The sequence below is a fragment of the Kitasatospora sp. NPDC003701 genome (genome assembly GCF_053587085.1).
The window spans coordinates 171,022-192,407 of record NZ_JBSFNM010000011.1 but is presented as its reverse complement, the minus strand read 5'-3'; the positions used below and the strand labels follow the sequence as shown (position 1 = coordinate 192,407).

At 73.2% G+C, this 21,386-nt stretch carries 17 protein-coding genes; 11 read left to right on the top strand and 6 right to left on the bottom strand.

Features of this window, described 5'->3' with window-relative positions; all coding sequences use genetic code 11:
• Window positions 1-18 precede the first annotated feature (18 nt).
• Both ACWDRR_RS13855 and ACWDRR_RS13850 read right to left on the bottom strand, forming a co-directional pair.
• Complete coding sequence (locus ACWDRR_RS13855) at window positions 19-273, bottom strand: hypothetical protein (protein WP_449772380.1); 255 nt, start codon at window positions 271-273, stop codon at window positions 19-21.
• A gap of 26 nt (window positions 274-299) precedes the next feature.
• On the bottom strand, window positions 300-1,472 hold the full coding sequence (locus tag ACWDRR_RS13850) for an anion permease (RefSeq protein WP_449772379.1): 1,173 nt from the start codon (window positions 1,470-1,472) through the stop codon (window positions 300-302).
• A 336-nt stretch (window positions 1,473-1,808) separates the two neighbouring features.
• Here ACWDRR_RS13850 and ACWDRR_RS13845 point away from each other — a divergent pair, with 336 nt between their 5' ends.
• Window positions 1,809-3,443 carry an NlpC/P60 family protein gene (locus ACWDRR_RS13845; protein WP_449772378.1) on the top strand — a complete coding sequence of 545 codons (1,635 nt, stop codon included), beginning with the start codon at window positions 1,809-1,811 and terminating at the stop codon, window positions 3,441-3,443.
• A gap of 61 nt (window positions 3,444-3,504) precedes the next feature.
• Here the strand turns inward: ACWDRR_RS13845 and ACWDRR_RS13840 are convergent, their stop codons facing one another.
• Window positions 3,505-5,790 carry an FdhF/YdeP family oxidoreductase gene (locus tag ACWDRR_RS13840; RefSeq protein ID WP_449772377.1) on the bottom strand — a complete coding sequence of 762 codons (2,286 nt, stop codon included), beginning with the start codon at window positions 5,788-5,790 and terminating at the stop codon, window positions 3,505-3,507.
• 166 nt (window positions 5,791-5,956) lie between these two features.
• On the opposite strand from ACWDRR_RS13840, the gene ACWDRR_RS13835 reads away from it, so the two are divergent.
• Entirely contained in the window at window positions 5,957-7,810 is a 1,854-nt protein-coding gene (locus ACWDRR_RS13835) for a protein kinase domain-containing protein (RefSeq protein ID WP_449772376.1), read from the top strand.
• Between the two features lie 48 nt (window positions 7,811-7,858).
• Here ACWDRR_RS13835 and ACWDRR_RS13830 read toward each other — a convergent pair whose 3' ends face one another.
• A complete protein-coding gene (locus tag ACWDRR_RS13830) occupies window positions 7,859-9,769 on the bottom strand; it encodes an FAD/NAD(P)-binding protein (RefSeq protein WP_449772375.1) in 1,911 nt (636 codons plus the stop codon).
• Window positions 9,766-10,839 (bottom strand): amino acid ABC transporter permease, encoded by a 1,074-nt coding sequence (locus tag ACWDRR_RS13825; RefSeq protein WP_449772374.1) that lies wholly within the window; start codon window positions 10,837-10,839, stop codon window positions 9,766-9,768. The genes ACWDRR_RS13830 and ACWDRR_RS13825 overlap by 4 nt, the downstream gene beginning before the upstream one ends.
• 662 nt (window positions 10,840-11,501) lie before the next feature.
• Here ACWDRR_RS13825 and ACWDRR_RS13820 point away from each other — a divergent pair.
• The 8 genes from ACWDRR_RS13820 to ACWDRR_RS13785 all read left to right on the top strand — a co-directional run bounded on the left by ACWDRR_RS13820 (window position 11,502) and on the right by ACWDRR_RS13785 (window position 19,597).
• Window positions 11,502-12,674, top strand: coding sequence for an LLM class flavin-dependent oxidoreductase (locus tag ACWDRR_RS13820; protein WP_449772373.1), 1,173 nt, complete (start codon window positions 11,502-11,504; stop codon window positions 12,672-12,674).
• Entirely contained in the window at window positions 12,671-13,237 is a 567-nt protein-coding gene (locus ACWDRR_RS13815) for a GNAT family N-acetyltransferase (RefSeq protein ID WP_449772372.1), read from the top strand. The genes ACWDRR_RS13820 and ACWDRR_RS13815 overlap by 4 nt, the downstream gene beginning before the upstream one ends.
• Complete coding sequence (locus ACWDRR_RS13810) at window positions 13,234-14,184, top strand: ABC transporter substrate-binding protein (RefSeq protein ID WP_449772371.1); 951 nt, start codon at window positions 13,234-13,236, stop codon at window positions 14,182-14,184. The genes ACWDRR_RS13815 and ACWDRR_RS13810 overlap by 4 nt, the downstream gene beginning before the upstream one ends.
• Before the next feature lie 40 nt (window positions 14,185-14,224).
• Window positions 14,225-15,235 carry an amino acid ABC transporter permease gene (locus ACWDRR_RS13805; RefSeq protein WP_449772370.1) on the top strand — a complete coding sequence of 337 codons (1,011 nt, stop codon included), beginning with the start codon at window positions 14,225-14,227 and terminating at the stop codon, window positions 15,233-15,235.
• A gap of 20 nt (window positions 15,236-15,255) precedes the next feature.
• Window positions 15,256-16,008 carry an amino acid ABC transporter ATP-binding protein gene (locus ACWDRR_RS13800; RefSeq protein ID WP_449772391.1) on the top strand — a complete coding sequence of 251 codons (753 nt, stop codon included), beginning with the start codon at window positions 15,256-15,258 and terminating at the stop codon, window positions 16,006-16,008.
• A 43-nt stretch (window positions 16,009-16,051) separates the two neighbouring features.
• A complete protein-coding gene (locus ACWDRR_RS13795) occupies window positions 16,052-17,041 on the top strand; it encodes an ABC transporter substrate-binding protein (protein ID WP_449772369.1) in 990 nt (329 codons plus the stop codon).
• A 93-nt stretch (window positions 17,042-17,134) separates the two neighbouring features.
• Window positions 17,135-18,352, top strand: coding sequence for a serine/threonine-protein kinase (locus ACWDRR_RS13790; RefSeq protein WP_449772368.1), 1,218 nt, complete (start codon window positions 17,135-17,137; stop codon window positions 18,350-18,352).
• 393 nt (window positions 18,353-18,745) lie between these two features.
• A complete protein-coding gene (locus ACWDRR_RS13785) occupies window positions 18,746-19,597 on the top strand; it encodes a fumarylacetoacetate hydrolase family protein (protein ID WP_449772367.1) in 852 nt (283 codons plus the stop codon).
• A gap of 177 nt (window positions 19,598-19,774) precedes the next feature.
• Here the strand turns inward: ACWDRR_RS13785 and ACWDRR_RS13780 are convergent, their stop codons facing one another.
• On the bottom strand, window positions 19,775-20,509 hold the full coding sequence (locus tag ACWDRR_RS13780; RefSeq protein ID WP_449772366.1) for a TetR/AcrR family transcriptional regulator: 735 nt from the start codon (window positions 20,507-20,509) through the stop codon (window positions 19,775-19,777).
• Between the two features lie 167 nt (window positions 20,510-20,676).
• Here ACWDRR_RS13780 and ACWDRR_RS13775 point away from each other — a divergent pair, with 167 nt between their 5' ends.
• Window positions 20,677-21,366 carry a rhomboid-like protein gene (locus ACWDRR_RS13775; protein WP_449772365.1) on the top strand — a complete coding sequence of 230 codons (690 nt, stop codon included), beginning with the start codon at window positions 20,677-20,679 and terminating at the stop codon, window positions 21,364-21,366.
• Window positions 21,367-21,386 lie beyond the last annotated feature (20 nt).

The window sequence follows — 21,386 nt, the reverse complement described above, 5'->3', positions numbered from 1 at the left end:
TGCGCGCGGTGTCCGGTCCTAGTGGCCGGCGATCAGGCTCAGGCCGTAGAGGACGGCGGCGCCGCAGACGGCGAAGCAGGCGTAGGCGCCGGCCAGGGCCAGCCGGCCGCCGGCGGCCGGGGCGTCGGAGCCCGCCGCCGACTGCTGCGCGGTCAGCGCGGCCTCACGGCGGGAGAGGGCCAGGATGCCGAGGGCGAAGACGGTGACCACCGCGACGGTGATGCCGAAGCTGAAGCCGGCGGTCTGGGCCAGGGCGGTCCACTTGATGTGCATGCTGTGTGCTCCTCAGCCGTCGGCGCTCAGGCCGCGACCGTGGTCGAGGCGGGAGTGGGGGTGGTGGGCGCGGCGGTCGGCGTGATCTCGACCGGGGTGACGTCGTTGACGTTGTCCGCGCCGACCGGCTGGCGGCGGGAGATCAGCCACATCGCGCCCGAGCCGGCCACCAGGGCGGCGCCGACCACGACCACGCCCCAGGTGCCCTGCTCGACCAGGAAGGCCGCGATGCCGGCCACCGTGGCGGCGGCGGGCAGGGTCAGGCCCCAGGTGTAGACCATGCGGCGCACCAGGCTCCAGCGCAGCTCGCCCTTCGGGCCGCCGAGGCCGGCGCCCATGATGCCGCCGGAGCAGACCTGGGTGGTGGAGAGGCCGAAGCCCATGTGCGACGAGGTGAGGATGACGGTCGCGGCGGCCGACTCGGAGGCGAAGCCCTGCGGCGCCTGGATGTCCGCCAGGCCCTTGCCCATCGAGCGGATGATCCGCCAGCCGCCCATGTAGGTGCCGAGCGCGATCGCCGCACCGGCCGTGACGATCACCCAGGTGGGGGGCAGCGCACCCTTCGGCAGGGCGCCGACCGAGACCAGGGTCAGGGTGATGATGCCCATCGTCTTCTGGGCGTCGTTGGTGCCGTGGGCCAGCGAGATCAGCGAGGAGGAGAACACCTGGCCGGTCTTGAAGCCCTTGGTGACGGTCTTGCCGTCGCTCTTGCGGGTGATCGCGTACGCCAGCTTGGTGGCGCCCCAGGAGGCCAGGCCCGCGACCAGCGGGGAGGCGATCGCCGGGATGAGGATCTTGGAAAGCACGGTGTCGAAGTTGACGCCGTTGACACCCACGCCGACCACGGTGGCGCCGATCAGGCCGCCGTAGAGCGCGTGCGAGGAACTGGACGGCAGGCCTCTCAGCCAGGTGAGCAGGTTCCACAGGATCGCGCCGACCAGTGCGGCGAAGATGATCTCCGGATGGATACCGGCCTTCTCGTTGACGATGCCACCGGAGATGGTGGTGGCGACCTTCACGGAGAGGAACGCCCCCGCGAAGTTCAGGACGGCCGCGATGGTGACCGCGACCTTGGGCCGAAGGGCTCCCGTGGCGATGGAGGTGGCCATCGCGTTGGCGGTGTCGTGGAACCCGTTGGTGAAGTCGAAGGCGAGCGCCGTGATGATCACAACGGCCACCAGGAACGAGATGTGTTCCATACCCAAACAATCGTCGTAGTTGTCGCACTGACGTTGGTGTCGATCGCGACGGTAGGGAGGCTCGGTGAACGGAAGGTGAACTGAGGCGGGCGCCGTGGTTCCGGACGTGTCCAAGGGGTTGCCATGACCTTGCCATAAGGTGTCTTCGGGGCCCCTGAACTGGGCATTGGCGCAGAACGTCCTGGTTCGCTCCGGTTTGCTGAGATCTGTCTCACAGTGGCCCGAAGAATTCACCGACCCGTACGGGTGCGGTCTGTTTCTGGCGGGTGACCCATGACAGGATCGGCGGGGATCCGGGCAACCCGGGGGTCGGACAGGGGCGGGGAGGACGAATCCATGGGTGGGGCTGCACAGCGCGCGGAGTCTGCGGGAACACGACCGTGGGTGCGGGCCGCCCTGCGCTGCGGAGCCGTCCTGGCGGCCGCCGCGCTCGCGCTGCCGCTGGCCACCCAGGCCGCCTACGCCGCGCCCGACCCGGGCAACCCCGGCATCACCGCCCCGGCCGTGCCCGGCGCGGACCCGCTCGCGGAGGCCAAGGCCACCCTCGGCCCGCTGCTCGACCAGCTGCACGACCTCTACAAGGGGGCCGAGGCCGCGACCGAGCAGTTCAACGCCGCCGTCGCCAAGGTCGCCGAGCAGCAGGCCGCCGTCGCCGACCTCAAGGACCGGCTGGACCGCCAGCAGAAGCAGGTGGACGCCGGCACCGACGTGGCCGCCCAGCTCGCCGCCGCCCAGTACCGCAACGGCGCCGCCTCGGCCTACGCCGAACTGCTGCTCTCCAAGGACCCGTACGAGGCCGTCACCATCGCCGAACTGCTCGCCGCCGCGAGCCGCTCGCAGTCCGAGTTCCTGGACCGGCTCAAGCTCGACCGCGAAGCGCTCACCGGCCTGCAGAAGCAGAGCGAGGAGGCGCTGAAGAGCTCCCAGGCGCTGGTCGCCCAGCAGGACGCCGCCAAGGCCAAGGTCGCCACCGACCTGGCCGCCGTCGAGCAGCTGGTCTCCTCGCTCACCGGGGCCCAGCGCACCGAGCTGGAGCAGCTGGAGAAGGCCAAGGCCGACGAGGCCCAGCTGGCCTTCCTCGCCTCCGGCGCGCTCGGCAAGGGCGAGCGCACCCCGTCGCTGGCCGGCCGCGCCGCCGTCGCGTACGCGCTGGCGCAGCTCAACAAGCCGTACCTGTGGGGCGGCGCCGGGCCGGACATGTTCGACTGCTCCGGGCTCACCTCGCAGGCCTGGCTGCACGCCGGCAAGCCGATCCCGCGCACCAGCCAGGAGCAGTGGGCCCAGCTCCAGCACATCGCGCTGAACCAGCTGCGCCCCGGCGACCTGGTCATCTACTTCGAGGGCGCCACCCATGTCGCGCTCTACATCGGCGGCGGGCTGGTCGTCCAGGCGCCCCGGCCGGGCGCCGTGATCAAGGTGTCGCCGATCGGCTCGATGCCGATCCTCGGTGCCGTCCGGCCCGACCCGGAGACCGCGTCGGACGAGGCGGGCGGCGCCTGGAAGGTGCCGGACCTCCCGGCGGGCTGGGACACCGTCACCCCGATCGCCCCGAGCCCGGCCAACCAGGTGCCGGCCGACCCCAACGCGACGACCCCCGCGCCCGGTACGCCGACCGCGCCCGGCACGCCCGCCCCGGGGACCCCGGCGCCCGGCACCCCGGCGCCCGGCACGGGCACGCCGACCGACCCGGGGACGCCGACCGGCACCCCGACGGGCACGCCGACCGGGACTCCCACGGGCACGCCGACCGGGACGCCCACCGGTACCCCCACGGGGACGCCGACCGGGACTCCCACGGGGACGCCGACGGGGACGCCGACCGGCACGCCGACCGGTACCCCCACGGGGACGCCGACCGGCACGCCCGCGGGCACGCCCACCGGGGCGCCCAGCAGCACCGGCAGCGGTTCGGCCGCCGCCTCGGCGCCGGGCTCCACCTCGGCCACGCCGCTGCCGACCGGCCAGAACTAGGTCGGCCCCGCGGACGCCCCCGGGGCCCGGTACGCACCGGGCCCCGGGGGCGTCCGCGCGCTCAGCTCGCGCCGCTGTCCGGCTCGAAGCGGATCAGCACCGCCTTGGAGGTCGGGGTGTTGCTGATGTCGGCGGTGGAGTCCAGCGGCACCAGCACGTTGGTCTCCGGGTAGTACGCCGCCGCGCCGCCGCGGGCCACCGGGTAGTGCACCACCTTGAAGTGCGGGGCGCGGCGCTCCACGCCGTCCTTCCACTCGCCGACCAGGTCGACGTAGCCGCCCTCGGTCAGGCCCAGCTCGGCCGCGTCGGCGGGGTTGACCAGGACGACCCGCCGGCCGCCGGTGATGCCGCGGTAGCGGTCGTCCAGGCCGTACACGGTGGTGTTGTACTGGTCGTGCGAGCGGAGCGTCTGCAGCAGCAGCCGGCCCGGCGGGACCTCGGGCGCGGTGAGCGGGTTGACCGTGAAGTTGGCCAGGCCGGTCGCGGTCGGGAAGGTCCGGGAGTCGCGCGGGCCGTGCGGCAGGGTGAAGCCGCCGGGCCGGCGGACCTTGTCGTTGAAGCTCTCGAAGCCCGGCACCACCCGGGCGATCCGGTCCCGCAGGGTGTCGTAGTCGTCGGCGAAGTCCTCCCACGGGACGCCGTCCTGCGGGCCGAGCGCGGCGCGGGCCAGCCGGCAGACGATCGCCACCTCGGAGAGCAGGCCCGGCGCGGGCGGGCGCAGGCCGCCGCGCGAGGAGTGCACCTGGCCCATCGAGTCCTCGACGCTGACGAACTGGGCGCCCTTGGCGGTGACGTCCCGGTCGGTGCGGCCGAGGGTGGGCAGGATCAGCGCCCGGGCGCCGGTCACCACGTGCGAGCGGTTGAGCTTGGTGGAGACGTGCACGGTCAGCCGGCAGCGGCGCATCGCCGCCTCGGTGACCTCGGTGTCCGGGGTGGCGGCGACGAAGTTGCCGCCCATCGCGAAGAACACCTTCACCCGGCCGTCGCGCATCGCGCGGATGGTGTCCACCGAGTCGTAGCCGTGGTCGCGCGGCGGCTCGAAGCCGAACTCGCCGCCCAGCGCGTCCAGGAAGGCCGCGGAGGGCCGCTCGAAGATGCCCATCGTCCGGTCGCCCTGGACGTTGCTGTGCCCGCGCACCGGGCAGACCCCCGCGCCGGGGCGGCCGACGTTGCCGCGCAGCAGCAGGAAGTTGACCACCTCGCGGATGGTCGGCACGGCGTGCTTGTGCTGGGTGAGGCCCATCGCCCAGCAGACGATGATCTTCCGGGAGGAGAGCACCATGCGGCCCAGCTCCTCGATCTGCTCCCAGGGCAGGCCGGTGGCGGCGAGCACCTCCTCGCGGCGGGTCTGCCGGGCCTCGGCGGCGAACTCCTCGAAGCCGTGGCAGTGCTCCGCGACGAAGGCCTCGTCGACGCCGCCGTCCGCCTCCAGCACCAGCTGGTTGAGCGCGCGGAACAGGGCGAGGTCGCCGCCGAGCCGGATCTGCAGGAAGAGGTCGGTCAGCTTGGTGCCGTGGCCGGCCAGGCCGCGGGCGTTCTGCGGGTTCTTGAACCGTTCGAGGCCGGCCTCGGGCAGCGGGTTGACGCTGACCACGGTGGCGCCCGCGCGCTTGGCCCGCTCCAGCGCGGAGAGCATCCGGGGGTGGTTGGTGCCCGGGTTCTGGCCGGCCACGATGATCAGGTCGGCCTGGTAGAGGTCCTTGAGGCTGACGCTGCCCTTGCCGACGCCGAGCGTCTCGGTGAGCGCCGAGCCGGACGACTCGTGGCACATGTTGGAGCAGTCGGGCAGGTTGTTGGTGCCCAGCCGCCGGGCGAACAGCTGGTAGGCGAAGGCGGCTTCGTTGCTGGTCCGGCCGGAGGTGTAGAAGGCCGCGGCGTCCGGGGTGTCCAGCGCGCGCAGCTCCTCGGCGATCAGCGCGAAGGCGTCGTCCCAGGCGATCGGCGTGTAGTGGGTGGCGCCCTCGTCCAGCAGCATCGGCTGGGTGAGGCGGCCCTGCTGGCCGAGCCAGTAGCCGGAGCGGTCGGCCAGTTCGGCCACCGGGTGGGCGGCGAAGAACTCGGCGCGGATCCGGCGCTCGGTGGCCTCCTCCGCGACGGCCTTGGCGCCGTTCTCGCAGAACTCGGCGGTGTGCGTCTTGTCCGGCTCGGGCCAGGCGCAGCCGGGGCAGTCGAACCCGTCCGGCTGGTTGACCTTGCGCAGCGTGGCGAGGGTGCGCCGGGCGCCCATCTGCTCGGTGGCCATCCGGAGGCTGTGGCCGACCGCCGGCAGCCCGGCCGCTGCGTGCTGGGGCGCGGACACCACGGGGGCATCCTGCGCCGGATCGCTCTGCGGGGCCCGCTTGGCCATGACTGCGCTCCTCGGCTGTGCTCGTCCGGCCGCCGCGCCGTCGCGGGGCCTCGCCGTCCATCCTTCCACCCGTTCGAGTCGTCCGGGCCATCCCGGTGCCGGGCCCGATCGGCCCCGGCCGGGCGTCGATAGAGTGTGACCGCTTCGAGAGGCGGGGGTGGGGCGGGTGAAGGTCGGAGATCTCCTCGACGGCCGGTACGAGCTGGTCGAGCGGCTCGGCCAGGGCGGCTTCGGCGTGGTGTGGCGGGCCTTCGACACCCGGATGCGGCGCCAGGTGGCGGTCAAGGTGATCGGGTACCACGGGGAGGACCAGCAGAAGGCGGCGCTGCGGTTCGTCCGGGAGGCGTGCGCGGCCGGGAACCTCTCGCACCCGCACATCGTCACCGTGCACGACCTCGGTGAGAGCGAGCTGGGCGGCCGGCAGGTGACCTTCCTGGTGATGGAGCTGCTCGGCGGGCGCACCCTCACCGACGTGCTCCGGGCCGGCCTGCCCGATCCGGTGCGGAGCCTGGGCTGGGGGCGGCAGATCTGCGACGCGCTGGCCGCCGCCCACGACGCCGGGATGGTGCACCGCGACATCAAACCCGACAACATCATGGTCACCGAGGCCGGCACGGTGAAGGTGCTGGACTTCGGCATCGCCCAACTGGACACCGGGGCCGGTGGCCTGACCACCACCGGGACGGTGATCGGCAGCCCGGCGTACATGGCGCCCGAGCGCTGGACCGGCGGGCGGGTCGACGGCCGGGCGGACCTCTACGCCTTCGGCTGCGTGCTGGTCGAACTCTGCACCGGGGCACGGCCGTTCAGCGGTGACTCGACGCCGGTGCTGATGTACCAGCACCTCAACGAGCCGCCGCCGGCACTGGACCCGGCGCAGTTCGGGCTGCCCCCGGAGGTGGCCGCGCTGGTCACCGAGCTGCTCGCCAAGGACCCGGCGGACCGCCCGGCCGACGCACGGACGGTGGAGCGGCGGCTGGCGGCCCTGGCGGAGCGGTGGACGCCGGCCGGCCCGGCCGCGGCGCCCCCGCCGCCGACCCCGACGGTGCTGGACCGCCCGGCGCCGGTGCCCCCGGTCCGGCCGGCCCGGCCGCCCTCCCCGCCCGCGGCTGCCCCCGCGGCCCCGCCCGCAGCCCCGGCGCTCCCGCCGCGGCCCGGCTCCGGGCCGCTCGCCGGGCCCGTTCTCCCGCCGCTCACCACGCCACCGGTCACCGCCCCGCCCGGCGCGGCCGACACCGTCCGCGCGGCGCTGCGCGAGCGCCGGGACGCCGCCTACCGGGCGGCCACGGCCGGGGAGTCCGCCGCCCTGTTGCAGGCGCTGGCCCGCGACTGCGTCGCCGCCCTCGGGGCCACCGACCGCGACACCCTGTGCACCTGGCGGGACTTCACCTGGTACCTCAGCCGGGCCGGGGACCTCGACGGCGCGATCCGGCTGCTCACCACCGTGGTGGCGGACATGCGGCTCGCCCTGGGCGCCACCGACCCGGACACCCTGGGCGCCCGGTACCACCTGACCTGGTGCATCGGCGAGAGCGGCGAGACGGTCACGGCGATCCGCCAGCTCTCCCAGCTGCTGCCCGACATGCACGCCGCCTGGGGCGGTCACGACGCCCGCGTCCTGAAGGCCCGGCACGACCTGGCCGTGTACGCCGCCAACCGGGGCGACCTCGACGGGGCCGTCCTCCAGCTGCGCACCCTCCTGCCGGACCTCGCCCGGGCTTTGGGCGAGCAGCACCCGACCACCGTGCAGGCCTGGCAGGACCTCTCGGTCTACCAGCAGCGGCTGGCCCGGCCGGCGCACCGGGGCCGCGTCGCCCGGCGGGCGAAGATCGGCCCGGCCGAGGCCGTGGTGCTGGTCCGCCGCCTGCTGGTCTGGGACTTCGCCTCGGACCAGGAGGCCCAGGCCTGCCTGACCGCGCTGGAGCGCGGGACGGGCATCAAATCGATCGGGGACTGGATCCTCGCCGCGCCGGACCACGTCACGGCCGAGGACCTGGTCGAGGAGCTGTTCGGGCCCTGAGCCGGTGGCCGCCCGGGGCCCGCGCCGTGCGGGCCCCGGGCGCCCGGCTCAGGCCGCCAGCGCCGCCGGGACGCCCGCCAGGGCGCGCAGGATGGCCCGGGCGGCGGCGTCGTTCTGGCGGAAACCGGGGGAGTCGGTGCGCGGCCGCGCGAAGGCGGCCGCCGCGCGCAGGCTGGTGTGCGGGCCGAGGGCGGTGCGCCGCGGGTGCGGGCCACCGCTCAGGGCCGGGTCCAGGACCCGGCTGTCCCCGGGCCGGATGGTGAGCAGCCCGGAGCGGTGGGTGTGCTCCTCGTCGCTGACCACCTCCTCCACGATCCGCCCGGCGCGGTGCAGTTCGCGCAGCACCGGGTCGTGGGTGCGGGCCAGCGCGTGCTTGGGCAGGTACGCCTCGACCAGGGCGGTGGCGGTGACGCCGTGCCCGGGCACGGTGGTGCCGGACGCCCGCCAGGTGCCGGTGGCCTCGTCCCGTTCGACCCGGATGCCCGCGCCCAGGAAGCGGACGACGCCCGCCTCGGAGAGTGCGAGCAGCTGGCGCAGCCGGAAACCGGGCGGGCCGGAGGCGAGGTAGCTGAAGTAGCCGAAGAACCACTCGTCGACCTCCTCGCCGACCGAGCGCGCGGTGAGCCGGTCGGAGGCGAGGACGCGGGGCAGCTGGCCGAAGAGCGAGAGCAGGGCCAGGAAGGCGCCGAGGTCGGCGCTGTGGGCCGGGTCGGCGCGGCGGTCGGCGTCCTCGGCGATGTAGCCGCGCAGGTGGCGCTGGAGCTCCTCATCGGAGCCGAGTTCGAGGCCGGCCAGCGGGAAGTCGAGCCGTTCGAAGTCCAGCCGGTCGGCCCGGTCGGGGACGGCCCGGGCGATCAGCCGGGCGAGCTCGGGCGCGTACCAGTCGTACGCGTCGTAGCCGGCCAGGAAGTCGGCCCAGGGCAGTGTGGTGCGTTCGGGGTGGGCGTGGAACAGCTCGTGGTAGTGCCCGAAGCCGATGTCCTTCGCCATCAACGGCCAGAAGTCGCGGCGCAGTTCGAGCGGTCCGGGCCGGTCGAGCACGGCGTCCACGGCGGCCGCGTCGAAGTAGCGGGGGAGCGGGGCGGGCGGCCCCTGGAGCCGGTAGCCGGTCTTGGAGTGGTACGGCACGCCGCGCCGGGAGCCGACGTGGATCACCGGCTCGCGGCCGGAGGGCCGGTAGACCGGGCCGTCGGGGGTCTCCTCGAAGCGGCCGCCGCGGCCCTCGGTGAGCAGCGAGACCAGGTCGACGAAGGCGAGGCCGAAGCCGCGCAGGACGAGCTGCTCGCCGGCGGCTATGCCGCTCAGGTCGGCGTCGGCGGAGAAGGCGGGCGGCAGGTGGAAGCGGCCGTGCCGGGCGGCGAACTCGGCGTCCGCGGCGTACCGGGGGTGCGGGGCGGAGTCGAGGTGGCCGAGGGTGAGGGTGACGTGGTCGGCGGTGAGCACCCGGTCACCGAGGTGGACCAGTTGCGGCCCGTCCTCCGGGCCCTCGATCCGGTGGACGGTGTCCCGGTGCACGGTGACGGTGATGTGCGGTGGCAGGTCGGCGACGGCGCGGCGGAACACCCAGTCCAGGTAGGCGCTCTGGGCCCGCCGGGTGGGGAAGTCGGTCGGTGCCAGGGTGCGCAGCTCGGCCCGGACCGCCGGGTCGTCGACCTCCTGGTAGGGCTCGAACTCCTCGATCCGGGCGGCCCATTCGGCCAGTGAGGGGCCGGGACGGACCGGGCCGTCGATGGTGGACCGCTCGTCGGTGAACATCGTGACGTCCTCGGCCATCGAGTTCATCCGGAGCAGCGGGGACTGGTCGTAGCGCCAGATCCGGCCCGCGCCGGGCGGGTACGGGTCGACCAGGTGGACCTCCAACGGCTGGTCCGAGGGCAGGAGTTCGGCCGCGTTGGCGGCGATCCGCTCCAGCAGACCGGTACCGCGCGGGCCGGCTCCGACGATCACCAGGGTGGTCAACGCTGCTCCCCGGGTGCGACCTCGGCGGCGACGCCGGCCTTGCTCGCGGTCTCGTTGCCGGCCCCGGCCGTGGTCCCGGCGTCGGCGGCGGCGCGCAGCCGGCGCCAGGCCGCGCGGGCCTTCTGCAGCGGGGTGGGCGGCAGGCCGTCGCGGGTGGCGCCCTTGGCATAGTGCCGCTCCACGTAGTACTGGCCGATGGACAGCACGGTGGTGATCACGATGTACCAGATGGTGGCGACCATCAGCATCGGGATGACCTGGTAGGACTGCAGGTAGACCAGCTGCACCGAGTAGAGCAGGTCGGAGACGGCCAGCACGCTGATGATGCTGGTGCCCTTGAGCGCGCTGATCAGCATGTTGCCCGCGGTGGGGACGATCGAGCGCATCGCCTGCGGGACGATGATCCGGCGCAGCACCCGCCACCGGCCGAGCCCGAGCGCCGAGGCCGCCTCCAGCTGGCCGCGGTCGACCGAGAGGATCCCGCCGCGCACCACCTCGGCGGCGTAGGCGGCCTCCAGCAGGGTCAGGCCGATCACGGCGGTCAGGGTGGGGCCGAAGAGGTTGACGGTCTTGACGGTGATGAACTCCGGGCCGAACGGGATGCCGAGGCCGAGCGTCGGGTAGAGCGCGCCGATGTTGAAGAAGAGCAGCAGCTGGACCAGCGCCGGAGTGGAGCGGAAGATCCAGATGTAGATCCAACTGAGCGTGCGCAGCACCGGGTTGGAGGAGAGCCGCATGGTGGCGAGCACGGTGCCCAGCACGAAGCCGAGCCCGAGCGTGACGGCGGTCAGCCACAGGGTGAGGGTGAGGCCGTTCAGGACGGAGGTCGCGGTGAACCAGTCGGCGACCACGCCCCACTGGAAGGCCTTGTTCCGGATCGCCGAGCTGACGGCCATCGCGAACAGCAGCAGGGCGACGGCGGCCGAGACCCACTGGCCGGGGCGGCGGCGGGCGACGAGCCGGGCCGAGGGGTCGACGACGGCGCCGGCGGGCGGGTCCGGACTCTTGTCGGGGCTCCGGTCGGGGTTCTTGGTGAGGGCGGGCGCGGGAAGGACGTCCGGGGTGGCCATGAGGAGGACTCCAGGCGGAAGCTGCGGGCAGGCAGGCGGGTGGTACGGGTGTGGTCACGTACGGCCGTCGGGCCGGCCCGCGTCCCTCAACGCGGCCGGCTCTGCACTGCACTCCGCATTGATCGTACGCATGCGCGAACAAGGGCTGTCAAGGGTGGTGCCGCCGGGGCACACGGCGACAAGTGATCGCAACAGAGCGGTAATGGACGGTGGTTGACGCCGTGCATCCTTCACTGCTCAACTTGTGCTCATGTACGCCGAGCAGTTCCTGGTCACCCGCGACCACATCGACTTCGGTCGGGTGTGGTCCGCGGCGTGTCGCGGCTGACTCGGCAGCGGGCCGTCCAGCCGGCCCTGTCCTCCTAGGAGCCTCCTCCCTCGGAGACCCCTCCTGCGGAGACCTCTCCCTCGGTGCCCCGTCGCGGGCCGGGTAGGCCGTCCAGCCCCGTCCGGACGGCCGTTTCAGGCGCACGCTGCCGCCTTCAGCCTTCTGCACCCCACTGCACTCCGGCAGTTCTCCGTCGCCTTCTCCGTCGCCACCGTCACGTGCCCGTGCTCCCCGCCACCCCGTTCCGCGTTCGAAGCCTGGCCCCGCCACGGCCTGCTCCGGCTTGCCCACCCGCAGCCGCCGGATTCCGTACGACCCGAAAGGTTCAGTCACCATGCCCGTCGAATTCCTCGGCATCGCCGCCACCGGTGATGGTTCGGAGACCACCCCCCGCTCCACGGCGGCCTTCGACCGCGACTACACCCTCCGGCTGGCCCGGGCCCACGAGGACAACGGCTGGGACCGCGTGCTGTTCGCCTACGGCGCCGGCGCCCCCGATCCGGCGGCGGCCGCGGCGTTCCTCGCGGCCCGGGTCGACCGGCTCCAGATCCTGCTGGCGCACCGGCCGAACGTCTCCTACCCGACGTACGCGGCCAAGACCTTCGCCACCCTGGACCGGATCAGCGACGGGCGGCTCACCGTCCACTTCATCACCGGCGGCAACGACCACGAGCAGCAGCGCGAGGGCGACTTCCTGACCAAGGACGAGCGCTACGCCCGCACCCGTGAGTACATCGGGATCGTCAAGAAGGCGTGGACCAGCACGGAGCCCTTCGACCACGAGGGCGAGTACTACCGGTTCAACGACTTCGTCTCGGACGTCTTCCCCGTCCAGGCCCCGCGCCCGGGCGTCTCCTTCGGCGGCTCCTCGGAGGCCGCCTACGCGGCCGGCGGGGCCGAGGCCGACATCTACTGCCTCTGGGGCGAGCCGCTGGCCCGGACCGCCGAGCAGATCGAGCGGGTGAAGGAGGCCGCGCGGGCCGCCGGACGGACGGACGTGCCGCGCATCCAGGTCGCCTTCCGGCCGATCATCGCGCCGACCGAGGAGCTGGCCTGGGAGAAGGCGTACCGGACGGTGGACACCATCCGGGCCCGCAAGGAGTCCGGCGAGCTGGTCCGCCGCGGCGGGGCCCGCGCGCAGGCCTGGACCCCGGAGAACACCGGCTCCCAGCGGCTGCTGGAGATCGCCGAGGCCGGCGAGCGCTACGACCGCGCGCTCTGGACCCCGACCGCCGCCGCCACCGGCGGGGCCGGCAACTCCAACGCCCTGGTCGGCACGCCGGAGACGGTCGCCGAGGCGCTGCTCGACTACTACGACCTGGGCGTGGACATCCTCTCCGCGCGCGGCTACGCGCTGCTCGACGACGCGATCGACTTCGGCCGGTACGTCATCCCGATCGTGCGCGAGGAGGTCGCCAAGCGGGACGCCGCGAAGGCGGCCGAGGCGGCCGGGCGGGAGGCCCGGGCCGAGCGCGACCGTCAGCAACTGATCGCGGTCCAGGCGTGAGCGGCACCAGCCTGGCGATCGAGGTCCGCCGGGTCACGATCGACGACCCCCTGGTCGAGCCGCTGCTGCGGGAGCTCACCCACGAGTACGTCACCCGCTACGGGCCGGACGCCCGGGAGGAGATGAGCCGGTACCCGAAGGACGCCTTCGCGGAGCCGGCCGGCGTACTGCTCCTCCTCCTGGAGGACGGCGAGCCGGTGGCCGGTGGTGCGTACAAGCGGTACGACGAACGGACCGCCGAGGTGAAGCGGATGTGGACGCACTCCGCGCACCGCCGCCGGGGGCTGGCCAGCCGGGTGCTGGTGGAGCTGGAGCGGGCCGCGCAGGCGGCCGGCTACACCCGGGTCTACCTCACCACCGGCCCGCGCCAGCCCGAGGCCAAGGGGCTCTACCTGGCGACCGGCTACACCCCGCTGTTCGACGTCGACGCCGACCCCCTGACCATCGGCCCGCTGGCGTTCGAGAAGCCCCTGCCGGCCCGCGGCGACGGGCCCCGGGCCCACGACGACCAGGGCCGGCGAGCCCACCATGCACCGACCCCGAAAGGCGCCCAACTCCCGTGAGAACCACCACCGTCCGCCGCCGCCTGCTCGCGACCGCCGCCCTGCTGCCGGTCCTGGCGCTGGCCGCGTGCGGCTCGGACCCGAAGACCGCCGGCCAGTCCGGCCCCGGCAAGGCGGCGGTCGACGCCGCCGCGCAGGACCTCATCTCCGGCATCCCCAAGTCGGAGGCCGCGGCCGCGCTGCTGCCCGAGGACGTCCGCAAGGCCGGGACGGTCAAGTTCGGCTCGACGATCGGCACGCCGCCCGCCGCGTTCTACTCCGACCAGGCCACCAAGAAGGCGGCCGGGGTGGACATCGACTTCACCGACGCGGTGGCCAAGGTGCTCGGCCTGACCGTGGAGCGCGAGGAGGCGGCCTTCGAGACCATCCTGCCCGCGCTCGGCAGCGGCAAGTACGACGTCGGCACCGGCAACTTCGGGGTCACCGCGACCCGGCTGAAGACCATCGACTTCGTCACCTACATCGACGACGGCCAGGGCTTCGCGGTCAAGAAGGACAACACCACCCTGCAGCCGGTCACCGACCTCGTCCAGCTCTGCGGGCTGGTCATCGGCACCGGGGCCGGCACCACCTTCGAGACCACGCTGAACAGCAAGAAGAACGTCTGCGCCGACGCGGGCAAGAAGCCCTACGAGGTCAAGGCGTTCAGCGACAACGGCGCCACGCTGACCGGACTCCAGCAGGGCCGGATCGACGTCGTGATGTCGACCATCAACGGCCTGCGCTACCAGGCGTCCCAGGAGGCGTCCGGGACGAAGTTCCTCGGTGAGTTCCACCGGCTGGACGTCGGCTTCGCGTTCAAGAAGGGCTCCACGCTCACCCCCGCGTTCCAGGCGGCGGTCAACCAGCTGATCAAGGACGGGACGTACGACAAGATCGTCAAGAAGTGGGGAGTCGTCGATTCGGCGATCAAGGAATCCCAGATCAGCCCGCCCGAGCACGCGTGACCCCCTGTCCGGGCCCCGGGCCTGTTGGAGGAATCCCACCATGAGCATCACCACCGAGGCCGGTCCGCCGGCCAGAACGGCCACCAAGACGCCGGCCGCCCCGGCCGGGCGCGTCGACCTCGGCGAGCTGGCCGGTCTGCGGACCGTCCGGGCCCGCCACCCCCTGCGCTGGGCCGCCGGCCTCGCCGCCGTCGTCGTCCTCGCCCAGTTCGCCCACGGGTTGTTCACCAACCCCGGCTGGGACTGGGACACCTTCCGGATCTACTTCTCCGCCGACACCATCCTGCGCGCGGTCGGCCGCACCATCGAACTCACCTTCTACGGCACCCTGCTGGGCTTCCTGCTGGGCGCCGTGGTGGCCGCGATGCGGCTGTCGCGCAGTGCGATCCTGCAGTCCATCGCCTGGGCCTACGTCTGGGCGTTCCGCTCGATCCCGCTGATCGTGCAGCTGGTGTTCTGGTTCAACCTCTCCTACCTCTACAAGCGGTTCGGCATCGGCATCCCGTTCGGCCCGACCTTCGCCGAGTTCGAGACGATCGGAGTGCTGGGCGCCCTCGGCGCCGCCGTGCTGGGGCTGGGCCTGCACCAGGCCGCGTTCGCCGCCGAGATCATCCGCGGCGGCATCATCGCGGTCGACTCGGGGCAGCGCGAGGCCGCCGCCGCACTGGGCGTGCCGCGCTGGCGCCAGGCCTGGCGGATCGTGCTGCCGCAGGCCATGCGCGGCATCCTGCCGGCCGCCGCCAACGAGGTGATCTCGCTGTTCAAGGGCACCTCGGTGGTCTACGTGATGGCCATCGGCGAGCTCTTCTACCAGGTGCAGGTCGTCTACGGCCGCACCGGCCGGGTGGTGCCGCTGCTGATGGTGGCCACCGTCTGGTACGTGCTGCTGACCACGGTGCTGTCGATCGGGCAGTACTACGTCGAGCGCTACTTCGCCCGGGGCGCCGAACGCACCCCGCCGCCCACCCCGCTGCAGCGGGCCCGGGCCTTCGTCCAGGGCCTGCGGGCCGGCCGCACCCCCGTCGAGACCGCTTCCGGAGGACGCTCGTGACCGCCACCGTCGTGGAACCCATGGTGCAGGTCAGGGGCCTGCACAAGAGCTTCGGCCAGCTCGCCGTCCTGCGCGGCGTCGACCTCGACGTGGCGGCCGGCTCGGTGACGGTGGTGCTCGGACCCTCCGGCTCCGGCAAGTCGACGCTGCTGCGCTCGATCAACCACCTGGAGAAGCTGGACCGCGGCTTCGTCGCCATCGACGGCGAGCTGATCGGCTACCGGCGCTCCGGCGACCGGCTGCACGAGCTCAAGGAGCGCGAGGTCCTGCGCCAGCGCACCAACATCGGCTTCGTGTTCCAGAACTTCAACCTGTTCCCGCACCTCACGGTGGTGGAGAACATCATCGAGGCACCGGTCAGCGCGCTGCGCCGGCCCAAGGCCGAGGCCCGGGCGGCGGCGCTGCAGCTGCTGGAGCGGGTCGGCCTCGCCGACAAGGCGGACGTCTACCCGCGCCAGCTCTCCGGCGGCCAGCAGCAGCGGGTGGCGATCGCCCGGGCGCTGGCCCTGGAGCCGAAGGTGCTGCTCTTCGACGAGCCCACCTCGGCGCTCGACCCGGAGTTGGTCGGTGAGGTGCTGGACGTCATCAAGGACCTCGCCCGGGCCGGCACCACGATGATCGTGGTGACCCACGAGATCGGGTTCGCCCGCGAGGTCGCCGACACCGTGGTCTTCATGGACGACGGCGTGGTGGTCGAGCAGGGCCCGCCGACGGCCGTCCTGGACGATCCGCAGCACGAGCGCACCCGCGCCTTCCTGGCCAAGGTCCTCTGACCCTCCCGCTCCCAACCCTCTTCCACCGATCAGGAGTTCCGCCATGTCCCTACCCCGTCGCGCCCTCGTGACCGCCGCCGCCGCGCTCGCCGCCACCCTCACCCTGGCCGCCTGCGGCAGCTCCACGGACGCCTCCGCGGAACTCGCTCCCGCCAAGGGCAGCACCGCGCCGAACGGCGTCACGGTGAACCTGACGCCCAATCAGAACCGCATCACCACGCCCAAGGTGGACGCCATCGCGGCGCTGGTTCCGGAGGAGGTCAGAAAGAGAGGGACCCTGACGGTCGCCACCTCACTGGGCACCACGCCGCCGCTGGACTTCTACGCGAACGACGACAAGACCATCATCGGCGTCGAGCCCGACATCACCGAACTGGTCGGCAACGTCCTCGGCCTGAAGGTGGAGTTCAACCCGGTCTCCTGGGAGAACGTCTTCGTCGGCCTGGACAGCGGCAAGTTCGACGTCGGCATGACCAACATCACCGTCACCGAGGCCCGCAAGGAGAAGTACGACTTCGCCACCTACCGGCTGGACATCCTCGGCTTCGAGGCCAAGAAGGGCTCCGGCTGGAAGGTCACCGGCCCCAAGGACGTGGCCGGCAAGACGATCGCCGTCTCCTCCGGCACCAACCAGGAGAAGCTGCTGATCGGCTGGAACGAGGAGAACGTCAAGAACGGCCTCAAGCCGGTCGACATCAAGTACTTCCAGAGCTCCTCGGACTACTACCTGGCGCTGTCCTCCGGCCGGATCGACGCCTACGTCGGCCCCAACCCCAGCCTGGCCTTCCACGCCGTGCAGACCGGCGAGACCGAGGTGGTCGGCACCTACTCCGGCGGCGGCGCGGACGTCCTCGGGAAGATCGCGGCGACCACCAAGAAGGACAGCGGGCTGGTCCAGGCGCTGAACGGCGCGATCAACGAGATCATCAAGAACGGCACCTACGGCCAGGCGCTGAAGCGCTGGGGGCTCGACGGCGAGGCCGTCCAGACCTCCGAGATCAACCCGCCCGGGCTGCCCAAGCCCAAGCCGTAGTCCGTTCACCCTCATGTCCTCCCCCAGCGCTATGGTGGCCCCGGTCACGGTGGACGCGCTTCGAATCCGGCGTACTCGGGGGTTGGGGGAGACATGAGGGCTGGGGAGGTACTGGACGGCCGCTACCGGCTGGACCGGATGCTCGGTCAGGGCGGCTTTGGCGTCGTCTGGGCGGCCTACGACAGCAACATCGGGCGGTCGGTCGCGGTCAAGGTCCTCTCCGAGGAGAAGGCGAGCGACGAGGAGGCGGTCGCCCGCTTCATCCGCGAGGCCAAGACCGCCGGCAGCCTCTCCAATCCGCACATCGTCACGCTGCACGACTACGGCCGGGTCCAGCAGGGCGCCTGGTCCACCCACTACCTGGTGATGGAGCTGGTCCGAGGCCGCCCGCTGTCCGCGGTGATCAAGGACGGCACGCCCGACCCGGCGCTCGCGCTGAAGTGGGTCCGGCAGGTCTGCAAGGCGCTGGACGCCGCCCACCGCTCGGGCGTGGTGCACCGGGACATCAAGCCGGAGAACATCATGATCGCCGAGAGCGGCGAGGCCAAGGTGCTGGACTTCGGCATCGCCCGGCTGCTCACCCAGTCGGGCAGCGGGCTCACCTCCACCGGCGTCGTCATCGGCACCCCGCCCTACCTGGCGCCCGAGTGCTGGGCCGGCGACACCATCGACGGCCGGGCCGACCTCTACGCGCTCGGTGTGGTGCTCTTCCAACTCTGCACCGGACAGCGGCCGTTCAACGCCGGATCGCCGGTCACCATGATGTACCAGCACCTGAACGACCCGCCGCCGCCGGTGCGCACCCCCTACCCGGCGCTCGCCGCCCTGATCCGCCAGCTGCTCGCCAAGAACCCGGCCGACCGGCCCGCCGACGCCGCCGAGGTGCGCCGCCGGCTGCGCGACATCCCGATCGGCCGGACCACCCCGCCCGCTCCGCCCGAGCCGCCCGAGGCGCTGCGGCTGCGGGCCGACCGGGCCTGGGAGTACGGCGTCGAGGGCCGGCCCGAGGAGGCCGTCCGGATGCTGACCGAGCTGATCCCGCGGCTCGCCCGCAGCTTCGGCCCGGCCGACCTCCGCACCCTGCGCACCTGCCACGACCTCGCCCTCTGGCTGGCCCGCGGCGGCAGCCCGGGCGCCGCCGCCGCGCTGCTGCGCGAGCTGGCCCCGGCCCTGATCGGCGAGCCGCAGGCGCACGCCGACGCCCTGCGCGACCTGGACCGCTGGGAGCGCGAGCGCGACGTGACCGGTCCCGGCCCGGCCCGGGCGCCGTCCCTGGACCAGCTCCTCGCCGGCGACCCGCAGCGCGCCTGACGCCCCGGCGCCGCTCGGACCGCCGGACCCGGACACCGCCCGCCCCGGCGGTGCGGCGAGCCGGTGCGGGGCGTCGGTGGCGCCTCGGGCCCTACCCGCGCGCCCGCCGCGCCGCCGGCCTCGCCCGCCCGTCCCCGCTGCTCAGCCGCGTGTCCACCTGCGGGCACCGGGCCGTTCGCCCACGGCGGAGCCGTACGGGGGTGCGGCGCGGGGCTGTCAACCGTACGGGCACCCGATTCGGCGCCGTCCCGGCTTGTGGGAATTGATAGGAATTCGCCGAGCTGGACTGTCTGGTTCGCAGGTGGCAGACGTTGATATACCTCGCAACAAGAGTCCGGTGCGGTGTGTGCGGCCGCTCCGGCGAGCTGAGACGAAAGTGGTGGTGACGCTCAGATGAAGCTCCTCCGTGTCGGACCACCGGGCGCCGAGCGCCCGATCGCGCTGGGCCAGGACGGCACCGCGTACGACCTCTCCCAGCGGGCCCGGGACATCGACGGTGCCTTCCTGTCCGGGCTCGACCCGGTCGCGCTGGCCCGCGACGCGGCCGCCGGCCTGCTGCCGGTGACCGACATCGCCGGGCAGCGGGTCGGCGCTCCGGTCGTCCGGCCGGGCAAGGTGGTCGGGATCGGGCTCAACTACCGGGACCACGCCGTCGAGGCCGGTGCGGCGATCCCGGACGAGCCGGTGATCTTCCTCAAGCCCAGCAACACCGTGGTCGGCCCGTACGACGAGGTGCTGGTGCCCCGCGGCGGCGAGAAGACCGACTACGAGGCCGAGCTGGCGATCGTGATCGGCCGCACCGCCCGGTACCTGGCCGGTCACCGGGAGGCGGCGGAGGTCGTCGCCGGCTACACGATCGCCAACGACGTCACCGAGCGGGCCTTCCAGTTCGAGCGCGGCGGCCAGTGGGACAAGGGCAAGTCGGCGGAGACCTTCACCCCGCTCGGCCCCTGGCTGGTCACCGCCGACGAGGTCGCCGACCCGCAGCGGCTGTCGCTGCGCCTGTGGGTCAACGGGGAGCTGCGGCAGGACGGCTCCACCGCGCAGATGATCTTCCCGGTGCTGGAGATCGTCCGGTACGTCAGCCAGTTCATGGTGCTGGAGCCGGGCGACGTGATCGTCACCGGTACTCCGGCCGGCGTCACCCTGGGCCACCCGGGCACCCCGTTCCTGACCCCCGGGGACATCGTGGAGATCGAGATCGACGGGCTGGGCCGCCAGCGTCAGGTGCTCGGCAAGGCCTGACCCCGGGGCGGCTCCGATCCCGACCCCGGGCACGGGGGTCGGGTCGGTTCCTCGCAGGCCCGTCGGTTCCTCGCAGGCCCGTCGGTCCCCGGAGACGGTTCGGTTCCCCGGGCGGTTCGGTTCCCCGGGTGGTTCGGGCCCCGGGTGGTTCGGGCCCCGCCGGGCGGGCGCCCCGCCTCAGCCGCCGAGTGCCTCCCGCAGCCGCGCGGCCCGTGGTGCGTCCGGGCCCTCCAGCGCCAGCAGCGTGGTCAGGACCTGCGCCGTCTGCGGATCGTGCAGCGCCGTCGCCGCGGCCATCGCCATGAACTGGTCCACCAGCAGCTCCCGAAGCTCGCCCACCGGCAGCACCCGGCCCTCGTCCAGCCAGCTCAGCGAGGCGCCCTCGACCACCGCGATCCACGAGCGCACCAACAGCGTCAGCCGCGGTCCGGCCTCGCGGACGCCGAGGTGGCGCAGGGTCCGCTTGAGCGCTGCCCGCCGGACGTCGTCCACCATCGCCGAGGTGCGCTGCGTCTCCACCACCGAGCCGCCGCGCAGCAGGGCCGAGTAGCCGGCGTCGTGCTCGGCCACGAAGGCGAAGTAGCTCTCCAGCACGGCGGCCAGCTGCTCGGTCGGGGTGCCGGCCAGCGGCACCGTAAACCGGCTGGTGAGCTCCTGCGCCGCGGTGCGCAGTGCCGCCTCGTACAACTGCTGCTTGCCGCCCGCGAAGTACCGGTACACCAGCGGCCGGGAGGCCCCGGCGGCCTCCGCCACGTCGTCCAGGCTCACCTCGTCCGGCGGCCGGGAGGCGAACAGCTCCAGCGCCACCGCGATCAGCTGCTCCCGTCGCTGCTGCACCGGCAGCCGCCGGTACCCGCTACGCCGCGGACGGGCCTCGGGGGAGGGTGGGACGGGCGCTGAGCTGGCTTCCATGGCGGTCAGCGTAATGGGCGCCGGTCCGATCGGATCCTTGCCTGCACCGATCTTCCCGAACGGATGTTTGTGGCGGGGCCGGCCCGCCACCGGCGGGTCAGCGGGCCCGCGGCGGACGGGCCGCCGACGATGGGACGGATCGCCGTCGCTTCGAGGAGGGCCACCGGATGGCGCAGGCAGAGCAGTGGACGGCCGCCGTGCGCCGGGTGCCGGGGGCGGTCCTGGGGTGGATCCGGTCGGCGCCCGGGACGTACCTGTGGCTGCTGCTCCTGGCGGTCACCAGCTTCGTGGTGGCGCGGATGGACCCGGCGAACCTGGACTGGTTCCTGGCCGCCCGCTCGACCAACCTGGACAACCTGCGCTCGGACCCGGTGCACGTCCTGGTGGCCAGCGCGCTCTGGACGGAGCAGTCGAGCTTCCTCCTCTACTTCGTGCTGTTCAACCTCTTCCACGCCAACGCCGAGCGCTGGCTGGGCACCCTGCGCTGGTTCACGGTGGCCGCCACCGCGCACGTGCTGGCCACCCTGGTCAGCGAAGGGGTGGTCGCCCGGGGCATCCTGAGCGGCCGGCTGCAGGAGAGCCTGGCCGGCACGGTGGACGTCGGTGTCTCGTACGCGCTGGCCGGGGTGGTCGCCGTGCTGACGTACCGGTTCGCCGGCCGCTGGCGCCTGCTGTACGGGGGCGGCGTGCTGGTCTTCTACCTGGTACCGCTGGTCACTTCGCACACCTTCACGGACCTCGGACACTTCTGCGCGGTGCTGATCGGCCTCTGCTTCTTCCGCTTCGCCCGCGGCCGGCCCACCTGGGACCCGGGCCTGCTGCTCAGGCGCCGGCGGGGGCGCCGGGCGGGCGCCTGAAATGGCCGGTCCATGCCACA